Origin of the sequence: Streptomyces sp. NBC_00669, assembly GCF_036226785.1 — a bacterium.
Classification (GTDB): domain Bacteria; phylum Actinomycetota; class Actinomycetes; order Streptomycetales; family Streptomycetaceae; genus Actinacidiphila.
On record NZ_CP109018.1, the window covers coordinates 2,259,833 to 2,272,449 of the forward strand.

Annotated in this window: 11 protein-coding genes; 4 read left to right on the forward strand and 7 right to left on the reverse strand. The window is 71.0% G+C overall.

Annotation, left to right across the window (positions count from 1 at the left end; translation table 11 throughout):
* The first annotated feature begins 23 nt into the window (after positions 1 to 23).
* Both OG896_RS08945 and OG896_RS08950 read left to right on the forward strand, forming a co-directional pair.
* Positions 24 to 2,471 (forward strand): DNA gyrase/topoisomerase IV subunit A, encoded by a 2,448-nt coding sequence (locus tag OG896_RS08945; protein WP_329363982.1) that lies wholly within the window; start codon positions 24 to 26, stop codon positions 2,469 to 2,471.
* 172 nt (positions 2,472 to 2,643) lie between these two features.
* Complete coding sequence (locus tag OG896_RS08950; RefSeq protein WP_329363984.1) at positions 2,644 to 3,615, forward strand: sucrase ferredoxin; 972 nt, start codon at positions 2,644 to 2,646, stop codon at positions 3,613 to 3,615.
* Between the two features lie 40 nt (positions 3,616 to 3,655).
* On the opposite strand, the gene OG896_RS08955 is transcribed toward OG896_RS08950, so the two are convergent.
* The 5 genes from OG896_RS08955 to OG896_RS08975 form a co-directional block, all read right to left on the reverse strand.
* Positions 3,656 to 5,299, reverse strand: a complete 1,644-nt coding sequence (locus tag OG896_RS08955) for a solute symporter family protein (RefSeq protein WP_329363985.1) — start codon at positions 5,297 to 5,299, stop codon at positions 3,656 to 3,658.
* A 41-nt stretch (positions 5,300 to 5,340) separates the two neighbouring features.
* The gene (locus tag OG896_RS08960; protein ID WP_329363987.1) at positions 5,341 to 5,844 is read right to left on the reverse strand and encodes a DUF485 domain-containing protein; all 504 of its coding nucleotides are present in this window, start codon (positions 5,842 to 5,844) and stop codon (positions 5,341 to 5,343) included.
* 94 nt (positions 5,845 to 5,938) lie between these two features.
* Positions 5,939 to 6,598 carry a response regulator transcription factor gene (locus OG896_RS08965; RefSeq protein ID WP_329363989.1) on the reverse strand — a complete coding sequence of 220 codons (660 nt, stop codon included), beginning with the start codon at positions 6,596 to 6,598 and terminating at the stop codon, positions 5,939 to 5,941.
* Positions 6,595 to 7,749, reverse strand: coding sequence for a sensor histidine kinase (locus tag OG896_RS08970; RefSeq protein ID WP_329363991.1), 1,155 nt, complete (start codon positions 7,747 to 7,749; stop codon positions 6,595 to 6,597). Before OG896_RS08970 ends, OG896_RS08965 begins: the two co-directional genes overlap by 4 nt.
* Positions 7,746 to 8,225, reverse strand: a complete 480-nt coding sequence (locus OG896_RS08975) for a DUF1453 domain-containing protein (protein WP_329363993.1) — start codon at positions 8,223 to 8,225, stop codon at positions 7,746 to 7,748. Before OG896_RS08975 ends, OG896_RS08970 begins: the two co-directional genes overlap by 4 nt.
* A 227-nt stretch (positions 8,226 to 8,452) precedes the next feature.
* On the opposite strand from OG896_RS08975, the gene OG896_RS08980 reads away from it, so the two are divergent.
* Positions 8,453 to 8,638 carry a hypothetical protein gene (locus OG896_RS08980; RefSeq protein WP_329363995.1) on the forward strand — a complete coding sequence of 62 codons (186 nt, stop codon included), beginning with the start codon at positions 8,453 to 8,455 and terminating at the stop codon, positions 8,636 to 8,638.
* A 114-nt stretch (positions 8,639 to 8,752) separates the two neighbouring features.
* Here the strand turns inward: OG896_RS08980 and OG896_RS08985 are convergent, their stop codons facing one another.
* Positions 8,753 to 10,873, reverse strand: coding sequence for a DNA gyrase/topoisomerase IV subunit B (locus OG896_RS08985; RefSeq protein ID WP_329363997.1), 2,121 nt, complete (start codon positions 10,871 to 10,873; stop codon positions 8,753 to 8,755).
* 405 nt (positions 10,874 to 11,278) lie between these two features.
* Here OG896_RS08985 and OG896_RS08990 point away from each other — a divergent pair, with 405 nt between their 5' ends.
* A complete protein-coding gene (locus OG896_RS08990; RefSeq protein WP_103884849.1) occupies positions 11,279 to 11,509 on the forward strand; it encodes a DUF7455 domain-containing protein in 231 nt (76 codons plus the stop codon).
* A 225-nt stretch (positions 11,510 to 11,734) separates the two neighbouring features.
* On the opposite strand, the gene OG896_RS08995 is transcribed toward OG896_RS08990, so the two are convergent.
* Positions 11,735 to 12,571, reverse strand: coding sequence for a S1 family peptidase (locus tag OG896_RS08995; RefSeq protein ID WP_329363998.1), 837 nt, complete (start codon positions 12,569 to 12,571; stop codon positions 11,735 to 11,737).
* Positions 12,572 to 12,617: the final 46 nt, after the last annotated feature.

The window sequence follows — 12,617 nt, forward strand, 5'->3', positions numbered from 1 at the left end:
CAAGGCAAAGGAGCGCCGCCGAGATGGCCCGCCGCACGACGAAGAGCCCGCCCCCGGACGACGACTTCGAGGAGCGCATCCTCGACATCGACGTCGTGGACGAGATGAAGGGCTCCTACCTTGAGTACGCCTACTCGGTGATCTACGCCCGCGCGCTGCCCGACGCCCGTGACGGCATGAAGCCGGTGCACCGCCGCATCGTCTACCAGATGAACGAGATGGGCCTGCGCCCCGAGCGCGGCTTCGTCAAGTGCGCCCGTGTGGTCGGCGAGGTGATGGGCAAGCTGCACCCGCACGGCGACGCGTCGATCTACGACGCGATGGTCCGGATGGCGCAGCCCTTCTCGCAGCGCCTGCCGCTGGTCGACGGGCACGGCAACTTCGGCTCGCTGGACGACATGCCGGCCGCGATGCGCTACACCGAGGCGCGCATGTCGGGCCCGGCCCAGCTCATGGTCGAGTCGATCGACGAGGACACCGTCGACTTCGCGCCCAACTACGACGGCCAGGAGCAGGAACCCGACGTCCTGCCGGCCGCCTACCCGAACCTGCTGGTCAACGGCTCGTCCGGGATCGCGGTCGGCATGGCCACGAACATGCCGCCGCACAACCTGGGCGAGGTCGTCGCCGCCGCCCGGCACCTGATCCGGTACCCGAACGCGGACCTCGACGCGCTGATGCGCCACGTCCCCGGTCCCGACCTGCCCACCGGCGGCCGGATCATCGGGCTGTCCGGCATCCGCGACGCGTACGAGACCGGCCGCGGCACCTTCAAGATCCGTGCCACCGTGGCGGTGGAGGACGTCACCCCGCGCCGCAAGGGCCTGGTCGTCACCGAACTGCCCTTCACCGTCGGGCCCGAGAAGGTCATCGCCAAGATCAAGGACATGGTCGGCGCGAAGAAGCTCCAGGGCATCGCCGACGTCAAGGACCTCACCGACCGCGAGCACGGCCTGCGGCTGGTCATCGAGATCAAGAACGGCTTCAACCCCGAGGCCGTGCTCGAACAGCTCTACAAGCTGACGCCGATGGAGGACTCCTTCGGCATCAACAACGTGGCCCTGGTGGACGGCCAGCCGCTCACCCTCGGCCTCAAGGAGCTGCTGGAAGTCTACGTCGACCACCGCTTCACGGTGGTGCGGCGGCGCTGCGAGTTCCGGCGCACCAAGCGCCGCGATCGGCTGCACCTGGTGGACGGCCTGCTGGTGGCGCTCGTCGACATCGACGAGGTCATCTCCATCATCCGGTCCAGCGACAACGCGGCGCAGGCCAAGGAACGGCTGATGGACCGGTTCGGCCTGTCCGACATCCAGACCCAGTACATCCTCGACACCCCGCTGCGCCGGCTGACCCGCTTCGACCGGATCGAGCTGGAGGCCGAACGCGACCGGCTCAACGAGGAGATCGCCGAGCTGACCCGCATCCTGGAGTCGGACGCGGAACTGCGCAAGCTGGTGTCGGCGGAGCTGGCCGCGGTCGCGAAGAAGTACGGCACCGAACGGCGCACCGTGCTGCTGGAGTCGGCGGGCGCGCCGGCCGCCGCGGTGCCGCTCGAGGTCGCCGACGACCCGTGCCGGGTGCTGCTCTCCTCGACCGGGCTGCTGGCCCGCACCGGGGTGGGCGAGCCGCTCACCGACGGCTCGGGCAAGCGGGCCAAGCACGACGTGATCCTGTCGGCGGTGCCGACCACCGCGCGCTCCGACCTCGGCGTGGTGACCTCGACCGGGCGGCTGCTGCGGCTGACCGTCATCGACCTGCCGATGCTGCCGGACACCGCGGGACCGCCGTCGCTGGCCGGCGGGGCGCCGCTGACGGAGTTCCTCGCGCTCGACGACGGGGAACGGGCGCTGTGCCTGACCACGCTCGACGAGTCCTCGCCCGGGCTGGCGCTCGGCACCGCGCAGGGGGTGGTCAAGCGGGTCGTGCCGGACTACCCGTCGAACAAGGACGACCTGGAGGTCATCACCCTCAAGGAGGGCGACGTGATCGTCGGCGCGGTGGAGTTGCGCACCGGCGAGGAGGATCTGGTCTTCATCACCGACGACGCCCAACTGCTGCGCTACCCGGCCGCCCAGGTGCGTCCGCAGGGCCGCCCGGCGGGCGGCATGGCCGGCATCAAGCTCGCGGACGGCGCCCAGGTGATCTCCTTCACCGCGGTGGACCCGGCCGTGGACGCGGTGGTCTTCACCGTGGCCCGTTCCGAGGGCACCCTGGACGGCGCCGGCGAGGGCACCGCGAAGCTGACGCCGTTCGACCAGTACCCGCGCAAGGGCCGGGCCACCGGCGGGGTGCGCTGCCAGCGCTTCCTGCGGGGCGAGAGCGGGCTGTCGCTCGCCTGGGCCGGCCCCGCCCCCGCCCGCGCGGCCACCTCGACGGGCGCACCCGCCGAGCTCCCGCCGAAGGACCCGCGCCGCGACGGCTCCGGTGTCCCGCTGGCGAAGCCGGTCACGTCCATCGCGGGCCCGGCCTGACGGAAGTCCCGCGCCCGGGCCCCCACGAGGCCCGGGTGCGGAAGCGGGTGCAGGTGCGGAAGCGGGCGGGCGCGGGTGCGGGTACGGGTACGGAAGCGGGCGCGGACCTACGGCTACGGGTCCGGCGGCACGCGTACGGGTCCGCCCCGCCGGGCGCACTAGGCTCGGCGGGGTGAGCCTCTGCACGCGTGCCTCGATCGAACTCGCCGAACCGGTGGCCGCCACCGCGGCGACCGCACGGACCTGGCTGCTGATCGAGCAGCCGGGTCCGTGGGGAGCCAAGGCCCTTCGGTCCAGCCACCTCGACCCGGCGCTCGGCCGCGAACTGGAACGCCTCGCCGACGGCACCGGCGTCCGGCTCGGCCTCATCCGCCGCCCTGGCCGGCACGCCGACACCCATCAGCCGCACCGCCGCCGAGTGATCGCCGCCCACACCGCGCCCGACCGCTCATGGATTCGCACCGCCGCCCTCGCCGATCCCGCAGAACTGGCCACCCTGGACTTCCCGGCCCTCGGCGCCGGCCACCCCGCCGACTTCGGCACCCGCTACGACGGCCCACCCATCGCCCTCATCTGCACCAACGGCACCCGCGACCGCTGTTGTGCCCTCCACGGCCGCCCGCTCGCGGCCGAACTCGCCACCGACGGCGGCCTCGACGTCTGGGAGACCACGCACCTCGGTGGCCACCGCTTCGCCCCGACCATGCTGGTCCTCCCGCACGGCTACTCCTACGGCCGGCTCGACGCCGCCACCGCCAAGGACGCGCTCAGCGCCGCGCACTCCGGCCGGGTCGCCCTCGAAGGCTGCCGCGGCCGCTCCACCTGGTCCCGGCCCGGCCAGGCGGCCGAGTTGGCGGTCCGCGCCCTGATCGACGAGGACCGCGCGGCAGCGCTGACCGTGCGCGGCACCGACCCCGTCGAGCCGGAACCCGTATCCGGCTCCGGCCCCGACCCCGACGCACGAACCGCCTGGACCGTACACGTCCACCACACCGACGGGCGGTCCTGGCGGGTCCTGGTCGCCCAGCACGCCGCCACTCCCCCGCGCCCGGAGAGCTGCGGCGCCGCGCTCGGCACCCCGGCCCGCATGGACGTCGAATCCGTCGAACCGATCGACCCCGCCGTAGCCGTACCCGGAGGCTGACGCCGGCCCCCGCGGCACCCTGCACCAGCCCTCCGGCCGGCTACACCGCGCCCGCTCCCGTCAGCGACCGCACCTCCGTCTCCGCGAACGCCGCCTCATCCGCGGGCTCCCGGGTCAGCACCGTGCCCAGCCAGCCGGCGAAGAAGCCCAGCGGGATCGAGACCAGCCCCGGGTTCTCCAACGGGAAGACGTGGAAGTCCACCCCGGGGAAGAGCGAGTCGGCCTGCCCGGACGTCACCGGAGACAGCACCACCAAGGTCAGTGCCGGAACCAGTCCGCCGTAGATCGACCACACCGCGCCCTTGGTGGTGAACCGCCGCCAGAACAGCGAGTACAGCAACGAGGGAAGGTTCGCCGACGCCGCCACCGCGAACGCCAACCCGACCAGGAACGCGATGTTCTGATCCTGCGCCAGCAGGCTCAGCGCGATCGCCACCGCACCGATCCCGACCGCCGCGAACCGCGCCACCCGCACCTCGTCCTCCTCCATGTGCCCGCCGGGATTGCCCGCGTCCCGCCTGGCCGCATGGCGGGGCCTGCGCCGCACCGTCGCATACAGGTCGTGCGCCACCGACGCCGACGACGCCAGCGTGATGCCCGCCACCACCGCCAGGATCGTCGCGAACGCCACCGACCCCACCACCGCGAACAGCACCGCGCCGCCGGTCGTGCCCGATCCGCCGCCCAGCGCCTCCGCGAGCAGCGGCACCGCCGTGTTGCCCGCCTCGTTCGACGTCCGCACCGTGTCCGAACCGACCATCGCCGCCGCCCCGAAGCCCAGCACGATCGTCATCAGGTAGAACGCCCCGATCAGCCCGATCGCCCACACCACCGACCGCCGCGCCGAACGCGCCGTCGGCACCGTGTAGAACCGCGACAGGATGTGCGGCAGCCCGGCCGTGCCCAGCACCAGCGCCAGCCCCAGGCTGATGAAGTCCAGCCGCGACGTGCCGCTCGCGCCGTACTTCAGCCCCGGCGCGAGAAACGCGTCACCCTGCCCGCTGCCCGTCACCGCCGACCGCAGCAACCAGTCCACGTTTCCATGGAACTTGACCAGCACCATCACCGTCAGCGCCACCGTCCCGCCCATCAGCAGCACGGTCTTCACGATCTGAATCCACGTGGTCGCCCGCATCCCGCCGAACGACACATAGACCACCATCAGCGCCCCGACCCCGATCACCGTCCAGGTCCTGGCCGCCCCGGTGCCGCCGAGCAGCAGCCCGACCAGACTGCCCGCGCCGACCATCTGCGCCACCAGGTACAGGATCGACACCGTCACCGACGCCGTCCCCGCCGCGATCCGCACCGGCCGGTGCCGCATCCGCGCCGACAGCACATCCGCCAGCGTGTACCGCCCGACGTTCCGCACCAGCTCGGCGACGAGCATCAGCACGATCAGCCACGCCACGAAGAACCCGACCGAGTACAGCAGCCCGTCGTACCCGAACAGCGCGATCAGCCCGGAGATGCCGAGGAACGACGCCGCCGACATGTAGTCCCCGGCGATCGCGAAGCCGTTCTCCGCCGGGGTGAACAGCCGCCCGCCGGCGAAGAACTCCTCCGACGAGGTGCGCCGCCGCCCCGCCCACGCCGTGATCGCCAGCGTCACCGACACGAACACCGTGAACAGGACGATCGCCAGCCCCTGGTGATCCCCGGTCCCGTCCGCCAGAAACGCCACGCCCGTCGGCTGTCCCGCCGGCCGACTCGTCAACTGCCCTGTCACCGCACCCGCTCCTGCCCGGTCCTGGTGGCCAACGTCCACCGGAGGTCCAGTGCCGCCCGGTCCCGCCGCAGCCGCGCGTGCCGCGCATACGCCCACGTCAGGAGGAAAGTCGTCGCGAACTGCGCCAGCCCCGCGACCATCGCCACATTCAGCTCACCCGCCACCCGCCGGGCCATCAGCCCCGGCGCGGTGGTCGCCGCCACCACGTAGACCAGGTACCAGGTGACAAACGCCGCCACCGCCGGAAACGCAAACCCCCGGTAGCTGTCCCGCACTTCCCCGAACGTCGCGCTGCGCTGGACCTCCACGTACACCGCCGCCCGGATCGCCGCCTCGTCCTCGCGAGGCGCCCGTGGCACCTCCGCGGGCGCCTCGGCTTGTTCTCTGTCCGCGCCCGGACCGGCATCCGGCTCCGGCAGCCACTGCCGTGCCACCGCGGTCTGCCGCCACGGGCTGTCCACCCCCAGCGTCCCCGGGTCTCCCCCGCCGTGCTCGTCCACCGAACTCTCCTCGATCCACCGGCCGGTCGGCCGTGCGGCCAATCATGGACAGAGCGGGAAGATCCAGGTCCAACAAGCCGAAACCTTCACACCATCAGGTGATCCCGTGCCGGTAGGCGTATCCCACGGCCTGAGCCCGATCGCGTGCCCCGGTCTTGGCAAACAGGTTGTTGATGTGCGTCTTTACGGTGGCCATGCTCACGTGCAGCCGCTCGGTGATCTCCGCGTTGGACAACCCCTCCGCCACCAGTGCCAACACCTCCGCCTCCCGTATCGTCAGCCCGTCGGGCAACTCCTCTCCCTCCTGCCGCACCGGGCCCGCCGCCGCGCGCTCACCCTGCGCCAGCACATCCAGCACCCGGCGCTGCACCGCCGACGACAACCCCGCCCGGCCCGCCGTCACATCGGCGATGGCCCGGGCGATCTCCTCCCCGCCCGCGTCCTTCGTCAGATACCCCCGCGCCCCGGCCCGCAGCGCCGGGAACAACGAGTCGTCGTCCGCGTACGTCGTCAGCACCACCACCTGCGTGCCCGGGTGCTGCGCCCGAATCCGCCGGGTCGCCTCCACCCCGTCGCAGCGGGGCATCCGCAGATCCATCAGCACCACGTCCGGCCGCTGCTCCGCCACCAGCCGCACCGCCTCCTCTCCATCTCCTGCCGCTCCCACCACGTCGATCCCGGGGAGCAGCCCCAGCAACATCACGATTCCTTCGCGCACCACCGTCTGGTCGTCCGCGACCACCACCCGCGTCACGCGGGCACCCGCAAGCGCACCACGAAGCCCTCCTCTGCCGGTCCGGCGTCCAACGCGCCGCCCAGCAGTTCGGCGCGCTCCCGCATCCCTCGAAGACCGTAGCCCGATCCGGAGACCCCCAAAGAGTTATCCACAGGCGATCGGCCGCCGAAGTCGCGGAACTCCAACTCCACCTCCTTCGGCCGGTACTCCAGGCGGAGCACGACTTCCGCTCCCGGCGCGTGCTTGCGCACGTTCGTCATCGCCTCCTGCGCGACTCTCCGCACCGCGAGCCCGGCCTCCGCCGGCAGTTGCCGCGGCTCCCCGTCCACCTCCAACCGTGCTCCCTCCGACGCCACCAGTTCCCGCAGGAACTCCTCCACCGGCGCCATGTCCCCGCGCAGCGCGGACAGCGCCTGCCTCGTCTCGGCCAGCCCTTCCCGCGCCATCCGCCGGGCCGCCACCACCCGCTCCAGCACCACCTCCCGGTCCACCCCCCGCTCGACCAGCAGCCGGGTGGCCTCCAAGTGGACGGCCTGCGCGGACAGGCTGTGCGCGAGCACGTCATGGATCTCCCGGGCGATCCTGGCCCGCTCGGCGAGCGCCGCCGTCTCCGCCTCGGCCTTCCGCGCGGCCCGCTCCTGGACGAGCAGCCGATGGGTGTTACCGCGCGCCTCCGCGTCCAACCGCACGGTGTAGCCCGCGAGCGACAGTCCGAGCGCGGTCAGCGTCGTCACCAGCCAGTTGTCACCGCTGTCGAACAGCGCGAAGACCGTCAACGCGACCGCCGCCACCGCAAGCCCCACGGCCAGCGGCAGCCGCTCCAGCGCCAGCACCGCGCAGCCACACCACAGCATCACCGCGGGAAGAGTCGCGTCCAGGCCCGCCGCGATGGCGCCCCCTGCCACCAGCAGCGCGAGCATGCCCAGCGCCGGCCACAGCCGGTGCCGCAGCGTGGTCCGGAAGTAGCACCACACCACCCCGTACAGGACCAGCACCCCAAGGCACGCGCCCAGGGTCGCCCAAGGGCTCAGTTCGCCTCTGGCGATGATCCCCCACATCGAGGCGGCCGTCAGCACCAGCCGGATGCCCCGCCCGATCCTGCGCCGGGCCCGTGGCCGAATCTCACGGGACAACGCCTCCTGAGAGGGCCAGGACGTCCAGGTGCTCATGAGACCGTACGGTACGACGGCCCCAGGCTCTGGGCTCGCCAGAAGAGCACCCCGCTGCGTATGAGCAGTGTCGCGGCGACCGCGAGCAGTACCGAGGACGAGCTCTGGTGCACGCCCACCGCGGACGCGACCGCGTAGAGCCCCACGCGCACGGCTATGCCCAGCACCCATACCGCCAGGGTCGCCTTGGTGCCCTTCGCCATCACCCGGCCGTCGGACTCGGTCCACAGCTGGGTGGTCGTGGCCCAGACGATCCCCATCACGGCACCGACCACCAACTCCGCGGCGAGCAGGGTCACGGCGGCATGCTCATGTTGCCCGTCGATCAGGCCGCCTCCGTCCCGTATCGCCAACACGAGCAGAACAGCGGGCATGAGCCACCACCGGCCGCCCGCGACGGCACGGGGCCTGAGCTGGCGGGCGAGCACCACCCCGATGACCGCGAGGATCACCAGCGCGTTGACCAGACCGGACATGGCAGTTGCCTCCGAAGGGCGATTCGACGATGGGCTATGTCCTCGAATCTACGGAAATCCACTGGTCAGCGGATCAAGCCGTGGGTTGAAAAACGTTCTCCACCCGGGGGTGGAGAACGGGCCGGCCCGGGTTGAGCCCAGCCGGCGGCCGAGCCGTTCGAGCGGGTCCGACGCGGCCTCGCACGCGCCTCACCGCGCGGGTGCGCCGGCGGGACAGGATGACAGCCATGCTCCTGAAACTGGGCGCCTCCCAGGCGCGGACGGACGCGGAGTTCGCCGCCGTCCTGACCGCACTGGGCGCGAAACTCGGCAACAGCCGCCGAGGGCCCCGGCTGCTGGGGCAAGGACCTGTCCTACGCCACGATCGCGACGTCATCGCCGACGCCTGCGCCAAGATCCGCGTGCGGAAGTGAGAACCAGGCCCCGCCAAGTGGTTCGCCGCGACCACGCGCGCCCGCCCGCTCCCGCGTTGACGGGGAGCGGGCGGGCGCGTGTGCCGGATGGCGGGACGCTCGTACGGCCGCGGGTCAGACGTCGATCCGCGCGCGGTCCAGGGTCGAGGCGGAACTGGAGATGAACTCCTTGCGCGGCGCGACCTCGTTGCCCATCAGGAGGTCGAACGCCTGCTCCGCGGCTTCGAGATCGCTGATGTTGATCCGGCGCAGGGTGCGGTGGCGCGGGTCCATTGTGGTCTCGGCCAGCTGATTGGCGTCCATCTCACCGAGGCCCTTGTAGCGCTGGATGCTGTCCTTGTAGCGGACGTTGCGCCGGTTGAGGTCCTGGAGGGTCTGGCGCAGTTCTGCGTCGGAGTAGGTGTACAGGTACTTGTCCTGCCCCTTCTTGGGCTGGACGAGCTCGATCCGGTGCAGCGGGGGGACGGCGGAGAAGACCCGGCCCTCCTCGACCATGGCGCGCATGTAGCGCTGGAAGAGGGTCAGCAGCAGGCAGCGGATGTGGGCGCCGTCGACATCGGCGTCGGCCAGGAAGATCACCTTGCCGTAGCGCGCCTGGTCGATGTCGAAGGTGCGCCCGGAGCCGGCTCCTATCACCTGGATGATCGCCCCGCACTCGGCGTTCTTGAGCATGTCCGAGACGGAGGACTTCTGAACGTTGAGGATCTTGCCGCGGATCGGCAGGAGCGCCTGGAACTCGGAGTTGCGCGCCAGCTTGGCGGTGCCGAGCGCCGAGTCGCCCTCGACGATGAACAGTTCGCTGCGCTCGACGTTGTCGCTGCGGCAGTCGGCGAGCTTGGCGGGCAGCGAGGAGGTCTCCAGCGCGGTCTTCCTGCGCTGCGCCTCCTTGTGCTGGCGGGCGGCGATCCGGGTCCTGGCCGCGGCGACGGCCTTCTCCAGGACGGCCCGGGCCTGGCCCTTGGTGTCGCGCCGGGTGGAGGTCAGGAAGTCCTTGAGCTCCTTGGTCACCACGGCGGCCACGATCCGGTTCGCCGCCGAGGTGCCCAGCACCTCCTTGGTCTGCCCCTCGAACTGCGGCTCGGCCAGCCGGACGGTGACCACCGCCGTCAGCCCCTCCATCGCGTCGTCCTTGACGATGTCGTCCTCGGCGACGCGCAGCAGTTTGGTGGCGCGCAGCACCTCGTTGACCGTTTTGGCGACCGACCGCTCGAATCCGGTCACATGGGTGCCGCCCTTGGGCGTCGCGATGATGTTCACGAACGACTTGAGCGAGGTGTCGTAACCGGTGCCCCAGCGCAGGGCGATGTCGACACCGAGTTCGCGGGTGACCTCGGTGGGGGTCATGTGCCCGCGGTCGTCGAGTACGGGGACGGTCTCCTTGAAGGTGCCGCTGCCGGTCAGCCGCTGCACGTCGCAGATCGGCTTGTCGGGGGCGAGGTACTCGCAGAACTCGCTGATGCCGCCGTCGTAGTGGAAGACGTCCTCGACCGGCTTGTCCTCCTCGATGCCGCGCTCGTCGCGCACCACGATGGTCAGGCCGGGGACGAGGAACGCGGTCTGCCGGGCGCGCTGGTGGAGGTTGTCCAGGGAGAGCTTGGCGTCCTTGAGGAAGATCTGCCGGTCGGCCCAGTACCGCACCCTGGTGCCGGTGCGGGTGCGCGGGATCTTCTTGGTGCGGGTCACGCCGCTGGCCGGCTCGAAGGGCGCGTCGGGGCCGGACTCGGTGAAGATCCCGGGGACACCGCGGCGGAAGCTGATGCTGTGGGTGTGGCCGCCGCGGTCCACTTCGACGTCCAGGCGCGCGGACAGCGCGTTGACCACCGAGGCGCCGACGCCGTGCAGACCACCGGAGGCGGCGTAGGAGCCGCCGCCGAACTTGCCGCCGGCGTGCAGCTTGGTCATGACGACCTCGACACCGGACAGGCCCGTCTTGGGCTCGACGTCGACCGGGATGCCGCGGCCGTTGTCACGCACCTCGATGGACCCGTCGGAGTGCAGCACGACCTCGATCCTGTCGCCGTGGCCGCCCAGCGCCTCGTCGACGGAGTTGTCGATGATCTCCCAGACGCAGTGCATCAGTCCGCGACTGTCGGTCGAGCCGATGTACATACCGGGTCGCTTGCGGACGGCCTCGAGACCTTCGAGGACGAGGAGGTGCCGCGCGGTGTAATTGGAACCGTCACGATCTGCGCCCGTCAGCAGCGCGGCGGGCGGCACGGATGTTTCGGCGGTCACGCGGGCAGCTCCTCGGTCAAGATATTCAGCCGTGTCGGTGAGAGGGTACCGATGCGGGGCAGGTGGACACTGCCGCGACCCGGCATCTGGATGGTTCATCCTAGTCCTCGTCGAGCAGGCGTTCGATAACCCGCGCGAGTGATACACATGTCACGTTCCCAAAGAGGCATGAACCATTTAGGCTCCGGGCACGTCCTCTCCAACAACCCGGTTGCCAGCCGGGGGGCGATCCGGACAACAGCTCCACACCCGACATCCGCCGCAATTGACTCCTATTCGCCGCCAATCGGTAACACCCGGTCACACCGAGGACGGTTCCGAGAAAAAGCCGTCAGCGGGAACGTTTTCGGCCTGGTTGGATGTTGACCCTGGTACGACAGCTCGTCGAGCTAGAGAAGAGGCGACGTGACTACTGTTCTGACCCCCGCGAGTCCGCTGACAGCGGGCGACCGCTGCGACCGTTGCGGCGCTCAGGCCTACCTGCGTGTCGTGCTCATCAGCGGCGGAGAGCTGCTCTTCTGCGCGCACCATGGCCGCAAGTTCGAGCCCGAACTGAAGAAGATCGCAGCCGAGATACAGGACGAGACCGGTCGGCTGAACGAGACCCCGGCGTCGACGGGAGACGACGAGCGCTGAGCCTTCAGACCAGCGACGAGTTCGGAGCCGCGGGCGGACGGACCCCTTGAGGGGGTGTCCGCCCGCGGGTTTTTCCGGGCCGCCGTCAGGTCCCAGACCCAGCCGGTACATCTCAGGCCGACCGGTACACCCCCGGACCCATCGGGCGCCCACCAGGGCCGTCGGTTCGCCGACGGTCCGTGTGGCGCGCCGCGACGGGCCATCGATTCCCTGCGCCGCGCTGCGTCACATGTGCTGTGCGATCAGCGCCTCCATCGCGGACACCCGCGTGTACACACCTGGGTAGTCCGCCATCGCGCAGCCGTTCCCCCATGACACCAGGCCGACCAGCCGGCCGGCGACGACCAGCGGACCGCCGCTGTCGCCCTGGCATGCGTCGTGCCCGCCCTGCTGCGCGCCCGCGCACATCATCGACGCGGGCACATAGCTGCCGACGCTACCGCCCGGGTATGCCTGCTCACACACCGAGTCGGCGAAGACCGTGACGTTCGCGGTACGCAGCGCGGACGCGTAGTCACCATTGCCGGTGGTATCCCCCCAGCCGTAGACCTGGGCCTGGGTGCCCGGGCGGTAGGAATCCGTGTCCGAGGGTTCGGCCATCGGGATTGCCGCGCCGTCGGGCAGCGGCTCCGCCAGCGTGATCACCGCGACGTCGTTCGCGTTGGTGGTCTGGTCGAAGTCCGGGTTCACCCACACCTTGGAGAGCCGGAGCTCCTCGCCGCTGTCACCGGTCAGGTCGGTGCGGTCCGCGATGACTCTGAGATCCGGCAACTGCTGCCAGTCGGACACGCCCAGCGCCTCCTTGCCGAAGCAGTGCGCGGCGGTGACCACCGTGCGGGCCCCGACGGCCACGCCGCCGCAGAACTGGCCGGATCGGTCGTCGCCGAAGCGGGAGCGGCTGGACAGGGCCACCACCCAGGGCTCCTGCTGGGTCGTGGTCGGGGTACCGCCCACGACGACCTCATGGGCCGCTGCCGGGGTGGCGGGCAGCGCCAGCGGCACTACCAGAGCCGGCAGCAGCGCGACTATCGCCGCGATGACGGTACGGACACTGAAACGCATACGGCCTCCTGACCCTGTGAATCACTCTGCATACCCAGAGTCATCG

Excerpts from the sequence above, each read along its gene's own strand:
- OG896_RS08945 (WP_329363982.1), top strand. The coding sequence starts at position 24 with ATGGCCCGCCGCACGACGAAGAGCCCGCCCCCGGACGACGACTTCGAG.
- OG896_RS08970 (WP_329363991.1), bottom strand. The coding sequence starts at position 7,749 with ATGAGCACCTGGACGTCCTGGCCCTCTCAGGAGGCGTTGTCCCGTGAG.
- OG896_RS08975 (WP_329363993.1), bottom strand. The coding sequence starts at position 8,225 with ATGTCCGGTCTGGTCAACGCGCTGGTGATCCTCGCGGTCATCGGGGTG.
- OG896_RS08980 (WP_329363995.1), top strand. The coding sequence starts at position 8,453 with ATGCTCCTGAAACTGGGCGCCTCCCAGGCGCGGACGGACGCGGAGTTC.
- OG896_RS08995 (WP_329363998.1), bottom strand. The coding sequence starts at position 12,571 with ATGCGTTTCAGTGTCCGTACCGTCATCGCGGCGATAGTCGCGCTGCTG.